This window comes from Terribacillus saccharophilus (assembly GCF_046592895.1).
Taxonomy (GTDB): Bacteria; Bacillota; Bacilli; order Bacillales; family Amphibacillaceae; genus Terribacillus; species Terribacillus saccharophilus_D.
This window is the reverse complement of the sequence record NZ_JAWVPU010000004.1, coordinates 39,122-59,702: the sequence shown is the minus strand read 5'-3', so window position 1 is coordinate 59,702 and position 20,581 is coordinate 39,122. Positions and strand designations below refer to the sequence as shown.

The following is a 20,581-nucleotide window of genomic DNA, read 5'->3' as shown; positions in this document are numbered from 1 at the left end:
AAAAATCCCCTTCTGTCCGGCAGAAGGGGATTGTTAGTTAAGCGAAACTCGCTTCCTCATATTGCAGCAATGTTTTCGTCATGACAGGAGCTTGGTCTTTTTTCTCCTTGCGCATGGCACGGTGCTCAGCAACGTGGGATTCACGGGAAATCCAAGCTACGAAATCCGCTTTTTCATTCCATTTGGTTACGATGCTGTATGCGATTGTGTCGTTATTTTTCGTATCTTTATTCCAGCATTCAGCTGAATTAAGACCAGCTACATCTTGCAGCTCTTCCATCGTATGCTTCACTTTATTTATAATTTTATCTTGGGCGTCGACTGCGCCTTCGAAAATAACTTGGTTCACAAACATAGGATTGCCTCCTCAAAAAAACTTGATCTTCTTTAACGCTACCAGAAAGAGAGGAGGCAGTCAATGAGAATGATTATCAGCATTTGAAAAGGAGCTGCACGAGGCAGCTCCTGAATGATCAATATACTTTATCACCATTGAAAATGCTGTTTTTCACGACCACATAATCCACATTGCGGATTGCGTCCAATTTCGTCCCGCCAGCATAGGAGATGGAAGATTGAAGATCTTGTTCCATTTCCGTCAATGTATCCTGAAGGGAGCCTTTATGCTCGACGAACATTTTCTTGCCTTCGACATTTCGTTTTTCACCTTTTTGGAACTCAGATGCAGAGCCGAAGTATTCTTTGTAAAGCTTGCCGTCTCTTTCCACTGTGTCCCCAGGAGACTCCTCGTGGCCGGCGAACAATGAGCCGACCATGACCATGGAAGCGCCAAAACGCACTGATTTGGCAATGTCGCCATGTGTACGTATACCGCCATCGGCAATGATTGGTTTGCTTGCTGCTTTTGCGCACCAGCGCAATGCAGCAAGCTGCCATCCGCCAGTACCAAAACCAGTCTTGATTTTCGTGATACACACTTTACCTGGTCCGATACCAACCTTTGTTGCATCCGCACCGGCATTTTCAAGCTCCCGGACAGCTTCTGGAGTACCGACGTTACCGGCAATCACAAAGCTTTCAGGCAAATGCTTCTTGATATGCTGAATCATTCGGATAACAGCGTTGGAGTGACCATGTGCGATGTCGATAGTGATGAATTCAGGTACCAAAGCCTTGCTTGCAAGTGATTCAATGAAACCATATTCGTCTTCTTTTACGCCGACACTAATGGATGCAATCAGATTCCGTTCCTGCATTTTCTTGATGAAGGCTTCTCTTGTTTCAGGTTCGAAGCGATGCATAACATAGAAGTAATTATTTTCAGCCAGATAAGTGGCAATGTTTTCGTCGATGATCGTCTGCATATTGGCTGGGACGACTGGCAGACGGAATGTATGGTTTCCAAGAGTGGCAGTCGTATCACATTCTGAACGACTGTCCACTACACATTTCGCGGGAATTAGTTGAATATCTTCGTAATCAAATACATTTTCCATTATTATACCCCTCTAAAGGCGAATTATTTTTAATGATGTCTTTCATTTCGTTCGCCCTTTGGTACTATACAATAATTCTGAAAACAAAGCAAAGGTTTTGTGATTAAAATTGAAAAATAAGTAGATGGGTATGATAATAAGGAGAGGTGATTTCGTGAAATTAAGAATGAAAATGATATATCGCACGCCAAAAGGTACGGAAGCAGAATTCTTATCTGATTATTTGCCGCCGGGGGCAGTTCTTTTGCTGATGGAAGATATGCAGCAGAGTGCCAGAATACACCGGACAGAGTTAATCGATCAGTATGATACAGAGTGGACGATGAAGGAACTGCGCAATTACATGAAAGAATTGGAAACGGAACCGCATCAAGTCAGGATTTATGCGGATGGAGGTTTTGATAAGAATACGGGCAAAGCTGGTCTTGGCAGTGTGATTTTCTATGAACAAGACCAAAAGGAATACCGCATTCGCCGGAATCAGAAAATGGAGCAGCTTATATCCAATAATGAAGCAGAATACGCAGCTCTCTATCATGCGATACGAATTTTGGAAGAAACAGGTGTGAGGGATCAGGAAATTGAGGTATTAATGGATTCGCTTATCGTTGTCAATCAGATGGGATCCGATTGGCCAGTATATGAAAAAGAGCTGAAATATTGGGCGGACAAAGTGGATGACGCATTACGTGCGCTCGGTTTATCTGCAACTTATATCCACGTGGATCGAAAGCAGAACAAAGAAGCCGACCAGCTTGCAAGCCAAGCCCTGAAAGATATCGAGATAGACAGCACCATACAAAAATAACCGCCCTGGGTCAGGGCGGTCATTTTTATTTGGAAGTTTGTTGATCGATAGCTTCGATCAAGCTGGTTTTGGTTGAACCAGTTGCTGCTTCCACTAATGTCTGGAAACGTTCTGTCAGCAATTCCTTGTTTTTATACTCCTGCGGATGGTTCTGATTGTAATAGAAACGGAAGACATCTTCCTCAGGGAAGTGTTGTTTACCGGTCTTGATCATAAATCCTACAGGAAGCTTATCATAAGCATATGCTGCTTTGGTTTCGGCTGGCTTAACAGCTGCAGTAGTTTGAGTATCGGTAGATAACTGCTGCATGGCCTGCTTGATGAATTTTTTGCGAGCCCGTTTTTTCTTGGAGCGCATGTTCATCTTAGCAAGTACATTATCCAGACTTTCGGTTTTCGTAAGTACTGTCACGACTAAAAACTCCTCTATTATTGTCTGCAACCTCTATCATATGATATTTTCGCAGATTTTAGAAGACTAGCATTAGAATTGCTAACTTTCTGATAAGTTATCAATAATAGTATGTGTTGGAATTGACCGGATCTGTTTCAGGGATAAGTGCGACACCGACAATTGTAAAAATAATAGAAATGATGAAAACAATCACGAATCCAGCAACACCGACGATGAATGTAGCAATAGCCCAATTCCTTCTAGGGTTCGTTTTGTCGACAGCCCAAATGATCAGCATGACGAGGTTTACGATAGGGATTGCTGTCAACACCAAAGTCCATACCCACTGCATGATTTTCATTTGATCATTATTTTGTGTTTCTCTGTACTGAGGTTCCATAAATATACACTCCTGACATAATTGAATAATTACAGACATTACTATAAGGGATAATTTATGTTAATTCAACCATCTCCAGAGAAGCTGAAAATGCTGTCCTAAAGCCATTTTAGGGACTTTTATCCTGATTCGTCAATCGTTCCAGCCTTTGTTTCATTTCCAGTAATTCCACACGCATCATCGGGTCGAATTGCCCTTCTGCCAGCGTCTGATCTATATATTGGATAGCTTTATCCATTTCATTATCCAAATTTCATACACTCGCTTTCTAGGATTTCACTCCTATTTGAATTTTGATCACTTCCAGTATGATGGCACATAAACGCAACCTTTATACTAGTAAAAAAGCAGGTAATCATTACATAAATGGAACTTGTTCGCAATGGACGCTTTCGTTATGCTTGTTATATCGATTGCTGAGGTGAAAATTATGACATATGATTGCATCATTATCGGAGCAGGAACAATGGGGATGAGTGCAGGCTATCAACTTGCGAAAAAAGGGCAAAATGTGTTGATGCTGGATAGCTACCATCCTCCGCATGTACACGGAAGTCATCACGGGGAAACCCGGATCATCCGCTATGCGTACGGAGAAGGAGAAGCATATGTACCATTTGCGCTCCGTGCAAAAAAGCTATGGAGAGATTTAGAGCAGGAACTTGGTCAGGATATCTTGGTGGAGACTGGTGTCCTGAACAGCGGGCCATATTCCAGTCCTTTCATTCAGAATGTTTTAAAAAGCGGAAGCAAATATGCTTTGGGCGTGGAGGAGCTTTCTGCTGATCAAGTGAATAAGCGTTGGGCTGGTTTGACTTTGCCAGATGATTTTATCGGAGCATTTGAAAAAGAGGCTGGGTATCTGCTCACAGATTCTATCCTGAATGGTTATAAGAAGCTTGCTGGTTCCTACGGGGCAAAGTTTGCAGGGGGCCAGCGAGTCCAAAAGGTCCAAATCAAGCAAGGCAATGTCCATGTGAAAACACAGGAAAAGATGTATGAGGCGAAGAAACTTATTATCACAGCTGGAGCGTGGGGGAGCGAATTATTGGCTCAGCTTGGCTTGCAGCTGCCGATCACAGTCATCCGAAAGACTTTCGCATGGCTGGATGCAGATGTTATCTTCCAGGAAAGTATGTTTCCTTGTTTTAGTTTCGATACTGATATTGGTACATATTACGGTTTTCCGGATATCAATGGGGCAGGTCTCAAGATTGGACGTCATGACACGGGTGCACCAATACACCCCGACCACAAGCGCGAGCCCTTCCAAAATGATGATGCAGAAGAATTGCAGCACTTTTTATCCCGCTACATGGGCAAGGGGAGCTTTCGGCTGCGGGAAGGAAAAACATGCATGTACAGCATGACACCAGATGAAGATTTTATCGTCGACCATCATCCGGATTATCCTGAGGTCATGTTTGCTTTAGGGTTTTCAGGTCATGGTTTCAAATTTGCCAGTGCAGTAGGTGAAACTTTGAGTGAGATGGTGCTTGAAAAGGAATTGACAGTGGATATGACGCCTTTTCGTCTTAGCAGATTCTGAGTGGATGGTTTAAACAGCAGATGATCAGTTGCAGGTGATGACACATCATGTGCGAGCATCTTTTAGCGTTTTGTTAAGGAATGGACATAAATGACGGCAGTGGGTCTCTATGTCATGCTATAATAAGGGAATAGATTATTTTTTGTAAGGAGATGCTGTATCATGCCACCAGGCGTGCGTTTGATTCTGATATTGGCGGTTGCATTGTTGACTGTCGGGCTCTTGATATACGGAGCTGTTAAAAGTAAGCAGATGCGAGTGCCATTCACGATTTTAGCAATATTCTTGGCAATAATTTATATTGTCTCTTTCATTGTATTATTTGTTTTATGACAAAGCATGCACAATCTTGTGTATGCTTTTTTAATTTTCTACAGAAAAGCTAATCTGTTTGCATATTCGACCTATGCAATTGAAATATTTTTGTAATGTTTTGTCACACTTTCGTATAGTATACTATTTCCGGAGATTACTTTATTTTCTATATTCATAACAGATAAATCATACCAGGCGATCATGAACAAAAAAATAGATTCACAGGGGGAACACAATTGAGAAAAAAATGGCTGCATATTGGTTTGGCTGCAGTGATCGGATCTGCTGCGCTAGTCATGCCGGTATCAGGAAATGTTGCATATGCCTATGAAGATTTGGATGAACAAAGAGATGAAGTCGAACGGAAAAAATCAGACAATGATAAGCTGCAATCAGATAAATCAAAAAAACAGGATGATTTGCAGGCGGCAGCAGAAAAACTCCGGACTGAATTGGAAAAGATCGACGGAGAAATCGGAGAGACAAATACAAAACTGACAGACACAGAGAACGAGATTTCTGGATTGGAAAAAGATATTGAAACGCTTGAGACTGAAATCGCCGACTTGGAAGTCCGCATCGAAGAACGCCATGTCCTTCTGAAGGACAGGATCCATTCCTTGCAAAAGAGCGGCGGGCAGATAAGCTATTTGGATGTCATCATGGAATCGAAGAGTTTTTCGGATTTCCTGAATAGAGTCGATGCTGTCAGTACGATCATGGGGGCAGATCAGGATTTGATGGATGCCCAGCAACAGGATCTGAACGACGTGGAGTCGAAGAAATCTGATCATCAGACAAAATTGACGCGTGTAGAGAATCAGGCAGTAGTTCTGGAAGAGACAAAGCAGGCACTAACGGAACAGCAAGAAGAGAAAGATAAGCTGATCGCAGATGTCATGGAGGAGTATGATGTGACTTCTGAGGAGCTTGTCAGTTTGAGCGAGGAAGCTAACTTGCTTGCAGCTCAAGAGGAAGCAATCGCGGCTGAAGTAGCGTATCGTGATGAACAGAAAGCCGAGGAAGAAGCACGCAAGGAAGCAGAACGTCAACAGGCCGAAGAGGCTGAGCGGGCAAAGCAGGAGGAAGCTGCTATTTTAGCAGCGGAAGAAGAAGCTGCCGCCCAAGGTGAACAGGAAGCGGAGCCTGCGCCAGAATCAGCTCCAGCAAAAACACCTTCTGCAGCAATTGAACCAAAAGCACCGCAAACGCCGAAGCAAGAAACTGCTGAAAAACAGCCAAAAGCTGAAAAGCAGCCAGCGTCCAACCGAGCACCTGCTAAAAAGCAGCAAAGCTCTGCGCCAAAACAGGACAAGCAGACAACGTCCCAAGCACCAGCATCAAGTGCTTCTTTCATCACGCCTGCACCAGGCAGTATAACGTCTGGTTTTGGACCAAGGTGGGGCACTTTCCATTACGGAATCGATATTGCGAAGCGCGGATCCAATGTACCGATTTGGGCTGCGGCTTCCGGAACGGTTTCACAAGCCTATTATTCTTCCAGCTATGGAAATGTGATTTTTGTGACGCATTCCATCGATGGCAAGACGTATACAACAGTGTATGCTCATCTGACATCAATGAATGTGAGTGCCGGCGATCGTGTGTCTCAAGGTCAGCAGATCGGAACAATGGGTAACACTGGCATGTCCCAGGGACAGCATCTTCACTTCGAATTGCACACAGGTCCTTGGAATGGCAGCAAATCAAATGCAGTTAATCCAGTTCCTTATTTGAATTAAATTTTGATATCCAGCACCCCGAAATGGGTGTTGGATTTTTTTATTGGCTAGTGTAAAGTTATGGGAATATATGGGGGTGGGTTTGATGCAACAAGCCGCAATTGAGGAATTAACCAGAATTCTCTCGCGTGAGCAGGAAGTAAAAGCAGTATTTTTGAAAGGGTCTTTTGGAAGGGGAGAAGGAGATCCGTACTCTGACATAGATTTGTATTGTTTGCTGAATGAAGAGGATGTAGATTTATTTCTGCCAAAGAGGCTGACTTTACTTTCCGGTTATAAAGAAGTCCTCTACAGCGAGGAACTTTTTATCATCGCGCCGCAGCTGATAGTCGTCTATGATAACCTCCTGCATGTGGATTTGTTCACTGTCACTGAAAAAACGTTCAAGCAAAGTGATTATTTTCATGTCCTTTTTGACCCTGATCAAGTGCTGGAGCAGTTCAGGTCATCACAAACACTTACGATGACAAAACAAGAATATGGCGATCAGATGATAGATTTGATATGGTTTTTGTTTCAATACCGCAAGGCTGCACTTAGAGGCAACGGCGTGTGGGCAGCTGCAATGCTGCATCAGGTGTTAGAACCACTTGCCAGAATGCTGTTGCATCACTATTGCCCGCAACAAGCGCAGCTAGGGTTGAAGCGAGTAAAACAGCTGCTGCCGCAGCAGATTTACAACAGATTCCATGAAGTCTTGAAAAATGTGACTCCTGAACACCATCAAAAAGCAGCAACAGCAATAATGCAGCTGCTCGAAAATGAATATTCCTTTATAGAAGAGCATCTATGCGGAAATGAGAGACAGGAAATCTATCGGCTTTATCAAAAACTGATAATCGACAAATTCCTTGTAAATGAATAAAAGAAGCCATATCCATCAAGGATATGGCTTCTAATCTATGCAAGCTTGAACTGACCACTGCACGCTATTGATAGTCTGTGCATTAAGCTTTTCCATTAATTCTGTTGCTTCCGTTTCGTCACGGAACAAAACATCTGAAGTTGAGTTGGAATGTTTTAGGTAGGTTTTCGTTCCGTTCGCTTCTCGAACAATTTTAAAAAGCATCGAACACACTTCCTAACCTATCAAATTATGTTTCTAATGCAATTTTCTCATATTAGATGCAGAATGTATACAGACTAAATTGAATATACTGTTAATAATATGTGGAAAATTAGTATAATATGCATTTTGATAGAATATAGAGTAGGTAAATAATGGCTGTTTTACAGGGTTAGGAGGATATTTCTATAGAAATGTCCTCTTTGTGTTTTTATTGTAAATGGTTTACAAAAGGATACTTCTTTACTTGTGCAAAGACTGACTTCATGGGTTTTGAGCGATATCCGCAATGCTCTTAGTTTTACAACAATTAAACATAACTTCACAAAACTTTAAACACTAGCTTCACAAACTGCTTGTAAAGTTAACAATATAGGAACAAATGAAAGGAGTAATGCTGTGAGAATGAAACAATTTTCGTCAATTATCTTAAGACGCGGGGCACTGGAACAGCTTAACAGGCTTTACGCTTGTGAAGGAGATGCCAAATGAAGATTCTGGTTACGAATGAGGATGGGATTTTCTCACCGGGCGTTGAAGCGATGATTGAAACGCTGCAGCATTTTGGGGAAGTTTTTGTTGTGTGCCCCGACCAGGATTCTAGTGCAGTCAATCCATATAACAGCATGCGTCAGCCTGTACGTGTAAAAGAGATGCATCATTTTCCAGGTGTAGCTGGTGCTTGGAGTCTGAATGGCTCTCCAGCCGATTGTGTAAAGCTTGGAGTGGAGGTGCTGCTGCCGGATAGACCGGATTTCTTATTCTCTGGAATTAATTTTGGGCCCAACCTTGGGCGGGATATATATTATTCGGGCACTATGACTGCTGCGGTGGAAGCTTCTCTATATAATATCCCGGCTGTTTTCGTCAGTCTCAACAGCAGATCACCGCACAATGTCAACTATTCCAAAATCAAAACACTATTCTACCAGGTTGCTGAAGTCCTGCTTCAGCACAAAACCAAATCAGTCAGCTTACTGAATGTCAATCTTCCGAATATTGATAAACGTGAATTTAAAGGAATTCAGGTATTGCCGATGGATATGAGTGTATCGAGGTATCGATTTGTCGGGATGCATGATCCGCATGGAGAAATGTATTATTGGCAAAAGGATCAGCTGCAGGAATTGGAGCCGTTTCATCCGTCGAGTGATTATCCATTGCTGAAAGAAGGATACATAACTGTTTCACCGATCGAGCTGCGGCCGCATTTCAAACGAAGACAGGAACAGGTGGAACGCTGGTTCAAGTCCATGGAGACAAATACTACTGATTAAAGGAGAGATTGGGATGAAAAGAAAATGGATGGCAGGTTTCATGGGAACAGTGCTGCTTGCACTGACTGCGTGCGGACAGGATGATGCCGGAAGTACTGCAGGGGCATCGGACGGTGAAATAGCCGGCACACTCAGCTTCTATACATCCCAGCCTGATGCGGATGCACAGAAATTGGTGGAAGGCTTTGAGAAGCGCTACCCTGAAGTGACAGTGGAAACGTATCGTTCTGGTACGGAAGAGGTTATCTCCAAGTTGAACGCCGAAAAGATGGCAGGGGATATACAAGCGGATGTTCTGCTTGTGGCGGATAGTGTGACATTTGAAGATTTGAAAGAACAAGATATGCTGCAGGCATATGAGTCAGGGGAATTGGACGGCGTACCAGATGAATTTAAGGATAAGGACCATTATTATACTGGTACGAAAATCATGGCGACAGGCATTGCAGCGAATACGGAGTCGGGAGATGTCCCTGTAAGCTGGAGCGCGCTGACGGAGGACAATGCCAAAGATCAGGTTGTCATGCCAAGTCCTCTCTACTCCGGGGCAGCTGCGTATAATCTCGGTGTATTGACCAGACAAGATGATTTTGGCTGGGAATTTTACGAAAAACTGAAAAGCCAAGGAACATCGGTTGTCAAAGGTAATGGTGATGTGTTGAAATCGGTTGCGTCCGGTGAGAAACAATATGGTGTGATCGTTGACTATCTTGCTGCCAGGGCTAAAGCTGACGGTTCTCCAGTGGAACTAGTTTATCCGGAGGAGGGTGTACCGGTGATCACCGAACCAATCGGTATTACCAAGGATGCGAGTAATGTCGCAGCAGCGGAAGCTTTTGTCGATTATGTATTATCCGATGAAGGTCAGGAGCTGTCTGCGGACTTGGGATACACGCCGATCCGCGAAGGAATCGAAGCACCTGAAGGATTGAAGACTTATGATGAGATGACTGTGCTGCAAGCAGATACGGAAGCATTGTATACATCTCGTAATAAAGATAAACAACAATTTGAGGATATATTCGGGAAATAAGCAGAAGGAGGGCAACCATGCAACTGGCTATGAAACCTAGGAAGCTTGCAGAAGGGGGATTTTCCTCCTTCCGCAAGCTACCTATACTGATCGGCTTGCTAATCCTAGTGTTCTTTTTTCTGCTGCCGATAATACGCCTTCTTTTCATGAGCTTCACTTCCGGTGAAAGTCTGACTATAAGTACATATTCCGAAGTGCTGAAAGAATCGGTGACTTGGAAAACGCTTGGAAATACCCTTTATACTGTAGCTGGAAGCACGGTTTTATCAATGCTGCTTGGAATTTCGATGGCTGCTGTGATGGCATACACAAATATCCGGGGCAAGTCTGTGATGCAGCTGTTCATCTATTTGCCATTCATCATCCCATCTTATATTACGACGCTTGCTTGGGTGCAGTTCTTCAGTGAATCTGGTCCGCTTGGGTGGATGCCGGATTGGATGATTCCCAATTTATACAGCGTTGGCGGTATCATTTTTGTACTCGGCATATCACATTATCCGCTCGTTTATTTAATGACAGTACAAGTTTTCAGAAGAATCCCGCGTGATGCAGAACTTGCTGCTTCCGTTTCGGGTGCATCACGTTTCACAAGCTGGAGGAAAGTGATCCTGCCGATGGCTCTTCCAGGAATCTGCAGCGGCGGCTTGCTGGCTTTCCTGTCTAATCTGGATAATTTCGGAGTACCTGCTTTTCTGGGGATACCAGCAAACATCCGTGTGCTGAGCACTTATATTTATGAACAAGTCATCGGATATGGACCAAGTGCTTTCAGCAGGGCGGCTGTTCTTTCCGTGCTGCTTGGTATTGTTGCGATAGCTGGCACACTGGTCCAATTATGGTTTGTCCGAAGAAGCAAGGTGACCGAAACGACAGTACCAGATGACGAACCTCGCATCGAACTAAGATCTGGCCGCCGCAAATTGATGGAGGCAATTCTATGGATCTTTCTGTTAGGAACGAGCCTGGTGCCGTTTTTGGCAATGGCTGCAGTCAGTCTGCTTCAAGCGTATGGAATTGATCTTAGTTGGCAGAATTTGTCCTTGGAAAATTATCGCTATATTTTATTGGAAGATGAAAAAGTGCTTCGTTCTCTAGGAAACAGTCTGTTACTTGGTGTCATCACTGCCGCTATTTGTTTGGTTTTTGGTACATTGTTTGCATATTACCGTTCGACCAATACAGGCAAATTGCCCAAAGTGATGGAAGCAATCATCACGACGCCTTATGCACTTCCAGGTACTGTACTGGCGCTTTGCATCATTTTGATGTGGATGCAGCCATTGCCGGGGTGGTATCCGGGTGTATACGGTACACCGGCTATCCTTTTGATTGCGTACATCACCCGCTTTTTTGTCCTGCAGTTCCGGGGCAGCTATACGGCTTTTACCCAGCTTGATGTGCGAATGGAGGAAGCAGCCCGGACAAATGGCGCGAACTACTTCACCAGATGGAGACAGATCATTCTCCCATTGATCCTGCCTGGTGTCTTAAGCGGTGCATTACTTGTATTCCTTACGTCTTTGACTGAGCTCACTGTATCGAGCATGCTGTGGTCCAGCGGAGCCGAGACAGTTGGTGTGATCATTTTCAGCTTTGAGCAAGCGGGCTACAGCACGTACTCGACAGCATTTTCTTCATTGATTGTATTGGCGATCCTGCTTTGCGGCATATCCTACCTCGTCATGCAGCGTAAATGGAAACAAAGGGGGAAAAGACTGTGATTATATTGCAGGGACTAGAAAAACATTATGGGAAAACGGCAGCATTGAGTCAAGTCGACCTGACGATACAAGATGGGGAATTCCTGGCCATACTCGGTCCTTCCGGCTGCGGTAAGACAACGTTGCTCCGGTTGCTTGCCGGTTTCATGAAACCATCTGCCGGTAGAATTTCATTTGGTGAAACGGAAGTTGCCAATAGTAGGAACGCCAGCAAGCCTGAAAACAGGAATATAGGAATGGTGTTCCAATCCTTTGCCCTTTGGCCGCATATGACAGTGGAAGAGCATGTGCATTTTGCCTTGAAAAACCACCGATTTGCCAAAAAACGCACTGTAGCGGAACAAGCAGAAAGAGTGTCAGAAGTACTGGAACTGGTCGGGATGGAATCCTTCAGAAAGCGTTATCCTGCTGCTTTATCAGGAGGGCAGCAGCAGCGTGTAGCCTTGGCGCGGGCCATTGCTCCGGAACCTGATATGTTGCTCATGGATGAACCGCTGAGTGCATTGGATGCGGAATTACGGGTCAGTATGCGAAAGGAAATCAAGCAAATTCACAAAAAGCTTGGTGCTACGATCATCTATGTCACACATGATCAAGGAGAGGCACTGGCGATGGCTGATCGAGTGCTTGTCATGCAGCATGGTAGGATTGAGCAGGCAGCAGGACCCGAGGAAATTTACCAGTGTCCCGAAACGCCCTTTGTAGCAACATTCGTCGGCAAGGCAAATTTAATGGCCGGAAAATGGGAAGATGATTATTTCATTCCTGAAGGAAGCAGTTATCGATGGCGTGACAAAGGGGTTTCAGAACAATTAAAACAAAAACAGCTTTTCCCGGTCAGACCTGAGGAGTGGCAGTTGATATCAGCCGAAGCAGATGGATTGAAGGGCCGCATCATCTTAAGTCAGTTTCAAGGTACAGAAAGGCATTATGTCGTCCAAGTACAGAACCAGGAAGTCCAGGTATCTCTTCCCATCGCTGAATCCGCATGGCAGGAAGGCGATGATGTGACCTTGCAAGTGCTCGGATCAGATGCCGCTGTTTTTGAAAATAAGCAACTTGTATTGAAATGAAAAATCTCCAGACTCCCTCAGGAAGGGAGTCTTTTTTTGAAGGAATATCTTATAAGAGGCAGAAATAAAGGAGTAGAGGTGAGGCCTTTGAAACGTGATATGTCTTTAATCAGGAATCTCTTGCTGGACATCGAATCAGAGTATACAGAAGGCGGTTTTGCGCTGGAAGTGACAGAAGAAGATGAGTATTCCGAAGAGGAGATGAATTACCATCTGCAGCTGATGAAAGAAGCGAAATTGATCAAGCTGGAAGCAGTATTTGATGAAGAAGAAGAGGAAGAGGAGCTGCTTATTTACGGACTGACATGGGAAGGACATGAATTGCTGGACAGCATCCGAAATGAAGAAGTCTGGCAGCAGCTGCTCCACAAGATGAGGAAAGAAAAAGGCAGTATCCCCTTTTCTGTCTTACGCAAACAAGCAGCAAAAGCGGCGGAGGCATTTTTTGGATCTGAATGAATAATAAGGAAAACAAAGAGAAATACCTGTACTTCAGCAAGAAGTATATAGCAAAAACCAGCGCCACGCAATAAAAGCTGGTTTTTTGCATTTAATTAAGGTTATACCAATCTAAGACACATAGGATGTAAGAAATCCAGTTATAAAAAAAATAGATTGTATTTCATATTTGAAACATAATTCTGAAATTTTAAAATTCACTTGCACTTGATCGATGTCTAGGATAATATAATGTATGAAAATTGAATTGTATATTTGTATTACAAAAGGACGCTTCAAGTAAGACTGCATCTAAAAAGGGTGGATGTTCAGGATGATTTGATAACGCTTACTTAATTGGGAGGGGATTTCTGATGGTTATGAAGGTATCTGTAACTGCCAATTCATTCGCTCTTACAGATAGAGACTTGAAACAGATGAGTCAATTGGGAGTTGACTGTATCGATTTTGGTAATGGCTCATCCTTTCCTGGTGTAAAAGAAGAGGGTTTTCCGGATTTGGATTCTTTGTTGAAGGAAAAGAGAAGGATCCGGTCATTCGGTCTGGATATTAATCGAGTGACGCTGCCGAATATCTCCGCGGCTTATATGCGAGATGGAGAAAATGCAGAACATATAATTGAAAGCGCTATCAATTCGGTCAAGGTGTTTGGGGAAGCAGGTATGAAAATAGTCAGGCAACGGTTTGAGGGTGATGTTTTCCATAATCTTTCGGAGCCTTATATTGGCTACCAAAGGGGAGGGGCGATTGCCAGGGGAGAAAGTTTACTGCATGGGAAAAATCCAGATATCTCGCATGAAGAGTTGGAGAAGTGGAGGGAAAGATATCGGGACGTGTACCGCCACATCATACCTGTTGCTCAGGACTATGAAGTGAAGGTTGGCATGCATCCTTCAGATCCCCCACATCCGAAAAGCCCTTTCGGCGGCATGGGCTATCACCGTATCATAGACGAGTTTCCAAATCAGAATGTGGGATTCATTTACTGTATCGGTACACGTGCTGAAGAGGGCGGTGGAGCACTTGTTCGAGATGAAATTTCACATTATGGTCGGAAAGACCGCATCTTTCTAGTGCATTTTCGTAATGTTCGCGGGAGTTTGGCTACTGCCAAGGCATTTGAGGAAGCATTGTTGGATGATGGTGATCTAAACATGTGCAGCCTTCTACTGGAGTTGAAAAAAGTCGGATTCAACGGCTGTCTGAACCCGGATCATGTCACGATCCTAGAAGGGGATCAGCCGGACTCGATGGAGCATTTTTCACATTCCAATGTTGGCTGGCGTCATTCTAGTATAGGATTTGCTTATTCTATCGGATATATCAAAGCTCTGATAGCTGCGCTGCATGAATTCACTGGTTGATAAACTTTTACTATATAGGGGGATGTTGTAATGAAAAAGAAAATAGGATTTATTTTAGCCGGTCTATTCCTGTTCGCTATCCTTGCTGGCTGTGCCAGCAGCTCTTCCTCGGACACTGGTGCAGAATCTAGTGATTATCCAAAGAAGCCAATAAGTATCATCGTTTCTTATGATGCAGGCGGAGGGACAGATACTACCGCCCGTACATTACAGCCTTATCTAGAAGATGAATTGGGAGTGGCGGTGAATATAATCAACCAGCCTGGTGGAGGCGGCTGGGTAGGCTGGAACGAAATTGCGAATGCAAAGCCGGACGGCTATACCATCGGATTCTTGAATTCCCCCAATATAGCATCAGGATTGGTTAATCCGACAATGGAAACGCAGGTTACATTGGATGATTATACGTTCATAGGCAACCATGTGGCAGATCCAGGAGTTGTTGCGATTCGCGTGGATGATGAGCGTTTCTCGGACTTCAATGAGCTGATCGAATATGCAAAAGAGCATGAAGTGACAACAACCGCTACCGGTATTGCCGGGGATGACCATTTAGTCACACTGAAATTGAACGAAGAACTTGGAACAAAATTCAAAGCAGTGCAGTTTGAAGGAACGTCAAAATCAAGAGCTGCATTTCTTGGCGGACACGTGGATGTACTGATTTCCAGCGTAGGTGAGGCTTATCCGATGCATCAGGAGAAACAACTTAAGATAGCAGCTGTCACAGCAGCGGAAAAGTCCCCTTACCTTCCGGATGTTCCGACTGTGGAAGAAGCTGGTTACGGTGAAATTATCCAGCAATCCACTCGTGGTCTCGTGGCACCTGCCGATGTAGATCCGGAGATGATTGAGAAACTGGAAAGTGCTCTGGAGAAATCCGTTAATAATCCAGACCATATTGAAGATATGAAGAAAATCGGAACGCAAGCTTCCTACATGGATGGAGAAACGTATAAGGCATTACTGGAAAAAGATCAAACAGACATTGAATCATTAAAGCCATTGTTAGGCTGGTAACTGTGTCAGCCGGTTCTTTAGGAATCGGCTGTATTTTCGGAAGGAGGTAATAAGAATGAAAAACTTTAAGGTTTGGGTAGGAATAGTCCTTCTGATGTTTTCCGTTTTTATTTTTTATACTTCCAGACAATACAGCTACTACAGTGAATATGGGCCTGGAGCAGGTTTCTTTCCGGCATGGCTCAGCGGATTATTGGGATTATTTTCAATCTTGTTTATCATAGATTCGCTCCGCAAAGGCAATCATGTTTCTTTTGCTGATGTGCTGCCTCCGCGTAAGACACTGTGGAAACTGCTGAAAGTAGTGCTTTCCATTCTCGTTTTTATCTTTCTGTCGCCATTCATAGGTTATGTCATCACTAGCATATTGGTCATGTTCATCCTATTGGTTCCTGATTTCAAATGGAGCACGTCCTTGGTAACTGCTGTATCTGTAACACTCGTTCTGTTCTTTGTATTTCAAACCTTTTTGGATGTACCGCTGCCGAATAATCCTTTAGGTTTCTAGGAGGTGAAGGAATGAACACGCTAGAGCTGCTGATGAACGGATTTATGACTGCACTGACATGGCAGAATATATTATTTTGTTTGATTGGCGTTTCGGTCGGGATGCTTGTTGGAATTTTGCCGGGACTTGGGCCGAGCGCTGGAACAGCTATCTTGATTCCGCTAACGTTTGCGATGGATGCTACTTCGGCTATTATCATGCTGGCAGGAATATTTTATGGATCGATGTATGGAGGCACAATCACGACTGTACTCGTGAATGTTCCCGGAGAGGCTGCATCGGTCATAACTAGTATGGACGGCTATCCGATGGCTAAAAAAGGTCGGGCAGGTGTCGCTCTTGGCATTTCTGCCATCGGCTCATTCGTTGGCGGGGTCGTTGGTATCATCGGTGTCGCTTTTGTGGCTCCACATCTGGTGCAATTTGCTTTGTCATTCGGACCGCCAGAATACTTTGCATTGATTGTGTTTGGAATGACGATGGTCATCGGTTTAGCCGGGAAATCGATTATCAGGGGATCCATTGCGGTATTGATCGGACTGGTTTTGGCTATGTTCGGCCTTGCTCCGAGCACTGGTGAACTTCGTTTCACATTTGGGTCACCCTTTCTGATCGAAGGCTTTGATTTCGTCACGATTGCCATGGGACTATTCGGGCTTTCGGAGATATTGCTTGGATTGGAACAGCAGATGAAAAAGCCGGAGGCTCCTCCTAAAGTGAACAAACTTATGCCCGAGAAAAATGAAATACGGCCGTCTGCGATGTCCATTGGCAGAGGGACCGTACTCGGATTCTTCCTTGGGCTCATTCCTGGACTGAGCTCTGTCGTTCCGGCTCTGATGTCTTATTCCATTGAAAAGAAACTGGCTAAAGATCCTTCCAGATTCGGAAAAGGTGCGATTGAAGGAGTAGCCGGACCGGAAACGGCAAATAATTCCTTTACTGCCGGAGCACTGATTCCATTATTTTTACTGGGAATTCCAAGCTCGGCGACAATGGCTGTGTTATTAGGGGCTTTCGTTCTGCATGGTTTGCAGCCAGGCCCGACGATGTTCGTGCGGGATGGCGATTTTGTATGGGCGGTCATCGCCAGTATGTTCGTTGGAAACCTGCTGCTGCTCATCATGAATTTGCCTATGGCTAGGATGTGGGCGAAGATTGCAAGTGTACCGTTTAAAATGCTGTTCCCGATCATCATCGCCATTTCCATTGTCGGTACGTATAGCATCAACAACAGCTTATGGGATGTAGGGGGCTTGCTAGGCTTCGGCTTGCTCGGCTATTTCCTTAAAAAGGCGGATATACCTGTTGCACCGATTGCACTCGTTTTTATACTGGGTGGCATGATGGAAGAATCATTGCTGCAATCGATGGTATTATTCGAAGGAAATCTGACGCAGATTTTCACTCGGCCAATAGCCGGTACGCTGCTAGGATTGTCGATTTTAGGTTTAGCAATCAGTATTTACGCAGGATTGCGTAAGAAGAAAGACCACTTGGAGGATACAGAAGTTTAACTTGTCCTTGAAAACAGTCTTACTTCTGACAGTGCAAAGTGTCTTGTGGAAAAAATGGATATTTCTAAGAAATTTCTAAAAAAAGAAGTTTTATATTCAAATAACTTGGCAAAACAGTAGTATCAAACAATGGGAGGGTTGAGCATGCTCTGCATCTTTTCCGCAGCAAGGGATAAATTCCGCGAAGATTACTTGAAGCAACAACAGCAGCAGACAGCAAAGCAAGGTGCAAAGACAGCTTCAGCGAGTAAGAAATAACAGGAAGACTGCGCACTTATAAAAACAGCATGCTTAGTCAAGACTACGGATAAAAAGCAAAAGAGGTGCAGGCAGGTGCGCAGTCGGTCTACTTTTATCAAAGGATTTATGCTCGGAATTGTTATTGCCCTGGCAGTATGGTTCGTCGTTACTTATATTGCTTCTAAATTCATATGACACGGAAAAACACAGCTTGTCAAAGCTGTGTTTTTGTATGCTTGTGTGCATGGTTTTCATATTCTGTTTCCGGGTGGCCATAATTTCCATTCATCACTTGCTCATCTTGGTCCAAACCGATAGCTTCAGCTGCTTCATCATGCTGCTCTGTTTTGTTCTGTTTTTGCTGCATCCTACCCACCTCCTGCAAATAGTTTGGCACTTCGGGCAGTAATTATGTAAGGGCAGGCAAGCTGCCCCTCTATATCATCGCTGTTGCGTAGGATAGTAATAACTGTTGTACGGATATGGTACTGGATAAGGATACGGCATCGGATATGGTACTGGATAAGGTGCATTATAGACTTGTTTATAGCCATAACCCGGACCGCTTACCAACGCGCTGCCAAGAAGTCCTCCCGCAAGACCGCCGATGAACGGCAAGAAAGCAAATCCGAATCGCTGATCTTCATGGTTTGTTCTATCGTCTGTTGTATGAGTTGTATTTCCATAAGGATGCGAGTAATAGGTGTACATCAACATTCCTCCTGTCCCTTTACTTTATGCACAAATGTCCAGGATAGGGTGGGCAAGTATCCAGACGTCGGAGAAAAGATTTCCATGGATGATAACCATTGACAGGACTAGTCTGTACGAGTACTTCATACACTAGAGATGGGACATCCATGTTTGTGAGCCAAAGTGACTGGGTATTAACCGTTATGACTTGTTTATATACATACTTAACGGAGAAAAGGACATGATTATGCAAAAACTTCTAACGCTTTTTCTATTGGCTTTCTTTTTCGTCAGCAATCTTTGTGTTGTTTTCTATTTGCCATTCCAGAATTTAAAACAAAATATCTATCCTGCGAAAGTTTATGCCGATGCAAGAAAACAGCCAGAGCTATCTGCAAGGGAAACTGATTCATTGAATAAATCCAACATCATATTAACCGATACCACTGAATTGACCGAAGCGACCATCGAGCAAAAACAATATACGATAGAAGAAATCGAGCTTCTGCAAAAGTTGGTCCAAGCGGAAACGAGCGGAGAAGATTATCCTGGGAAAGTGGCCGTGGCGACCGTCGTACTCAATCGTATCGAAAGTGATGACTTCCCTGATACCATCGAGGATGTGATCATGCAGGAAGGGCAATTTCAGCCTGTAAGCTCTGGTATTATATGGAAAAGCGAACCAACCGATGAAACAGTGCAAGCAGTAGCGGATGCCTTAGTGCAAAAAGATGATATGCAGGATATTGTCTGGTTCATGAACCCGAAAACTTCCACGACAAATTGGATTGCAGATACACAGGAGCAAGTGAAGCAAATCGGCAATCATGTCTTTTATCGCTGATATTCAAAATGGACAAGCTGCTATAATAATAATTTTGACGGAGATTATTCGAAGTTGATAAAAAGTGATGAAATGTACGGATCTTTTCCCTCCAATCAAATTGCTGATTTCTTTGAAAGTATGTTTGGCATCCCATCTGTTCGGTAAAACAAAAGGGGAGCATACGAAAAGGAGATGTTAGCAATGGGGAAATTAGCAAACCAAATCGCTGTCGTGACAGGCGGAGCTACCGGCATCGGCCGGGCAACAGCTGCATTGTTCGCCAAAGAAGGCGCGACGGTGCTTGTTGCAGATATCAAAAAAGAGGATATGACTGATTTAGTGAATGATATCACATCCGGCGGAGGCAGCGCAGAAGCATTCGAAGTGGATGTCACCGACGACAAAAACATCCAGCGATTCGCCGATCACATAAAGGAAACATACGGAAAAATTGACGTACTTTTCAATAACGCAGGCATCGACCAAGAAGGCGGTAAAGTACACGAATATCCTGTTGAATTATTCGACAGCATTCAAAAAACAGATCTTCGCGGTACTTTCCTGATGAGTAAGTTCCTCATCCCGCTGATGCTCGAAAATGGCAAAGGTGCAATCGTCAATAATGCCTCCATGAGCGGCAGTTTCGCGGATTTGGACCGTTCTGGTTATAACGCGGCCAAAGGCGGCATCATCAATTTCACCAAAGCTACAGCAATTGACTATGGAAGACAAGGCATTCGGGCAAACTCTGTTTCTCCGGGTACAATAGAGACGCCATTGATCGATGAATTGGCAGGTTCTGAGGAAGAGGATCAAGGAAAAGAATTCCGTGAATCCAACAAATGGCTTGCTCCATTGGGCAGATTGGGTGTACCGGAGGAAATAGCTAAAACTGTGCTGTTCTTAGTATCCGATGACAGCTCCTATATTACTGGTCAGGACCTGATCGTTGACGGTGGACTGACAGCTTATACATGGCCAGGTAAAATGGTGATGGACAATAGCTGGAAGGAAACGACAGAATAAGAGCGGTTACATTGCCGTTCTTTTTTGTGAGCAGGTGAATTGACATAGCATTCAATTGGATATATTATTGACATGTCAATAATTGACGCA

The 20,581-nt window shown here is 44.0% G+C and carries 23 protein-coding genes; 16 read left to right on the top strand and 7 right to left on the bottom strand.

Going from position 1 to position 20,581, the window contains the following annotated elements:
* Nucleotides 1-37: 37 nt before the first annotated feature.
* Together SFC66_RS13095 and guaC are read right to left on the bottom strand one after the other, a co-directional pair.
* Nucleotides 38-355 carry an antibiotic biosynthesis monooxygenase gene (locus tag SFC66_RS13095; protein WP_411219183.1) on the bottom strand — a complete coding sequence of 106 codons (318 nt, stop codon included), beginning with the start codon at nt 353-355 and terminating at the stop codon, nt 38-40.
* A 118-nt stretch (nt 356-473) separates the two neighbouring features.
* The gene (guaC, locus tag SFC66_RS13090) at nt 474-1,457 is read right to left on the bottom strand and encodes a GMP reductase (RefSeq protein WP_411219182.1); all 984 of its coding nucleotides are present in this window, start codon (nt 1,455-1,457) and stop codon (nt 474-476) included.
* A 154-nt stretch (nt 1,458-1,611) separates the two neighbouring features.
* Here guaC and SFC66_RS13085 point away from each other — a divergent pair, with 154 nt between their 5' ends.
* Nucleotides 1,612-2,265, top strand: coding sequence for a reverse transcriptase-like protein (locus tag SFC66_RS13085; RefSeq protein ID WP_411219181.1), 654 nt, complete (start codon nt 1,612-1,614; stop codon nt 2,263-2,265).
* A 25-nt stretch (nt 2,266-2,290) separates the two neighbouring features.
* On the opposite strand, the gene SFC66_RS13080 is transcribed toward SFC66_RS13085, so the two are convergent.
* The 3 genes from SFC66_RS13080 to SFC66_RS13070 form a co-directional block, all read right to left on the bottom strand.
* The gene (locus SFC66_RS13080) at nt 2,291-2,677 is read right to left on the bottom strand and encodes a hypothetical protein (RefSeq protein WP_411219180.1); all 387 of its coding nucleotides are present in this window, start codon (nt 2,675-2,677) and stop codon (nt 2,291-2,293) included.
* 100 nt (nt 2,678-2,777) lie between these two features.
* A complete protein-coding gene (locus SFC66_RS13075; protein WP_411219179.1) occupies nt 2,778-3,059 on the bottom strand; it encodes a hypothetical protein in 282 nt (93 codons plus the stop codon).
* Nucleotides 3,060-3,168: 109 nt separating this feature from the next.
* The gene (locus tag SFC66_RS13070) at nt 3,169-3,297 is read right to left on the bottom strand and encodes a hypothetical protein (RefSeq protein WP_411219178.1); all 129 of its coding nucleotides are present in this window, start codon (nt 3,295-3,297) and stop codon (nt 3,169-3,171) included.
* A gap of 144 nt (nt 3,298-3,441) precedes the next feature.
* Here SFC66_RS13070 and solA point away from each other — a divergent pair, with 144 nt between their 5' ends.
* The 13 genes from solA to SFC66_RS13005 all read left to right on the top strand — a co-directional run bounded on the left by solA (nt 3,442) and on the right by SFC66_RS13005 (nt 17,706).
* Nucleotides 3,442-4,608, top strand: a complete 1,167-nt coding sequence (solA, locus tag SFC66_RS13065) for an N-methyl-L-tryptophan oxidase (protein ID WP_411219177.1) — start codon at nt 3,442-3,444, stop codon at nt 4,606-4,608.
* A gap of 162 nt (nt 4,609-4,770) precedes the next feature.
* Nucleotides 4,771-4,941 carry a hypothetical protein gene (locus tag SFC66_RS13060; RefSeq protein WP_411219176.1) on the top strand — a complete coding sequence of 57 codons (171 nt, stop codon included), beginning with the start codon at nt 4,771-4,773 and terminating at the stop codon, nt 4,939-4,941.
* 218 nt (nt 4,942-5,159) lie between these two features.
* Nucleotides 5,160-6,665: a murein hydrolase activator EnvC family protein gene (locus tag SFC66_RS13055; RefSeq protein WP_411219175.1), complete on the top strand. Its 1,506-nt coding sequence runs from the start codon at nt 5,160-5,162 to the stop codon at nt 6,663-6,665.
* 85 nt (nt 6,666-6,750) lie between these two features.
* Entirely contained in the window at nt 6,751-7,530 is a 780-nt protein-coding gene (locus SFC66_RS13050) for a nucleotidyltransferase domain-containing protein (RefSeq protein ID WP_411219174.1), read from the top strand.
* 689 nt (nt 7,531-8,219) lie between these two features.
* Entirely contained in the window at nt 8,220-9,008 is a 789-nt protein-coding gene (gene surE / locus SFC66_RS13045; protein WP_411219173.1) for a 5'/3'-nucleotidase SurE, read from the top strand.
* 13 nt (nt 9,009-9,021) lie between these two features.
* Nucleotides 9,022-10,041 (top strand): ABC transporter substrate-binding protein, encoded by a 1,020-nt coding sequence (locus tag SFC66_RS13040; RefSeq protein WP_411219172.1) that lies wholly within the window; start codon nt 9,022-9,024, stop codon nt 10,039-10,041.
* 17 nt (nt 10,042-10,058) lie between these two features.
* Nucleotides 10,059-11,765, top strand: coding sequence for an ABC transporter permease (locus SFC66_RS13035; RefSeq protein ID WP_411219171.1), 1,707 nt, complete (start codon nt 10,059-10,061; stop codon nt 11,763-11,765).
* Nucleotides 11,762-12,838 (top strand): ABC transporter ATP-binding protein, encoded by a 1,077-nt coding sequence (locus SFC66_RS13030; protein ID WP_411219170.1) that lies wholly within the window; start codon nt 11,762-11,764, stop codon nt 12,836-12,838. Before SFC66_RS13035 ends, SFC66_RS13030 begins: the two co-directional genes overlap by 4 nt.
* An 87-nt stretch (nt 12,839-12,925) precedes the next feature.
* Nucleotides 12,926-13,297, top strand: a complete 372-nt coding sequence (locus SFC66_RS13025) for a DUF2513 domain-containing protein (RefSeq protein WP_411219169.1) — start codon at nt 12,926-12,928, stop codon at nt 13,295-13,297.
* A gap of 353 nt (nt 13,298-13,650) precedes the next feature.
* Nucleotides 13,651-14,661, top strand: a complete 1,011-nt coding sequence (locus SFC66_RS13020) for a mannonate dehydratase (RefSeq protein WP_411219168.1) — start codon at nt 13,651-13,653, stop codon at nt 14,659-14,661.
* A gap of 30 nt (nt 14,662-14,691) precedes the next feature.
* A complete protein-coding gene (locus SFC66_RS13015; protein WP_411219167.1) occupies nt 14,692-15,681 on the top strand; it encodes a Bug family tripartite tricarboxylate transporter substrate binding protein in 990 nt (329 codons plus the stop codon).
* Between the two features lie 55 nt (nt 15,682-15,736).
* Nucleotides 15,737-16,189, top strand: coding sequence for a tripartite tricarboxylate transporter TctB family protein (locus tag SFC66_RS13010; RefSeq protein ID WP_411219166.1), 453 nt, complete (start codon nt 15,737-15,739; stop codon nt 16,187-16,189).
* 11 nt (nt 16,190-16,200) lie between these two features.
* Complete coding sequence (locus SFC66_RS13005; protein WP_411219165.1) at nt 16,201-17,706, top strand: tripartite tricarboxylate transporter permease; 1,506 nt, start codon at nt 16,201-16,203, stop codon at nt 17,704-17,706.
* Nucleotides 17,707-18,160: 454 nt separating this feature from the next.
* On the opposite strand, the gene SFC66_RS13000 is transcribed toward SFC66_RS13005, so the two are convergent.
* Together SFC66_RS13000 and SFC66_RS12995 are read right to left on the bottom strand one after the other, a co-directional pair.
* Nucleotides 18,161-18,313, bottom strand: coding sequence for a DUF4021 domain-containing protein (locus SFC66_RS13000; protein WP_411219164.1), 153 nt, complete (start codon nt 18,311-18,313; stop codon nt 18,161-18,163).
* A 74-nt stretch (nt 18,314-18,387) separates the two neighbouring features.
* Nucleotides 18,388-18,657 carry a hypothetical protein gene (locus tag SFC66_RS12995; RefSeq protein WP_411219163.1) on the bottom strand — a complete coding sequence of 90 codons (270 nt, stop codon included), beginning with the start codon at nt 18,655-18,657 and terminating at the stop codon, nt 18,388-18,390.
* A gap of 223 nt (nt 18,658-18,880) precedes the next feature.
* Between SFC66_RS12995 and SFC66_RS12990 the strand changes: the two genes are divergently transcribed.
* Together SFC66_RS12990 and SFC66_RS12985 are read left to right on the top strand one after the other, a co-directional pair.
* Nucleotides 18,881-19,483 carry a cell wall hydrolase gene (locus SFC66_RS12990; protein WP_411219162.1) on the top strand — a complete coding sequence of 201 codons (603 nt, stop codon included), beginning with the start codon at nt 18,881-18,883 and terminating at the stop codon, nt 19,481-19,483.
* A gap of 183 nt (nt 19,484-19,666) precedes the next feature.
* Nucleotides 19,667-20,491 (top strand): SDR family oxidoreductase, encoded by an 825-nt coding sequence (locus tag SFC66_RS12985; RefSeq protein WP_411219161.1) that lies wholly within the window; start codon nt 19,667-19,669, stop codon nt 20,489-20,491.
* Nucleotides 20,492-20,581 lie beyond the last annotated feature (90 nt).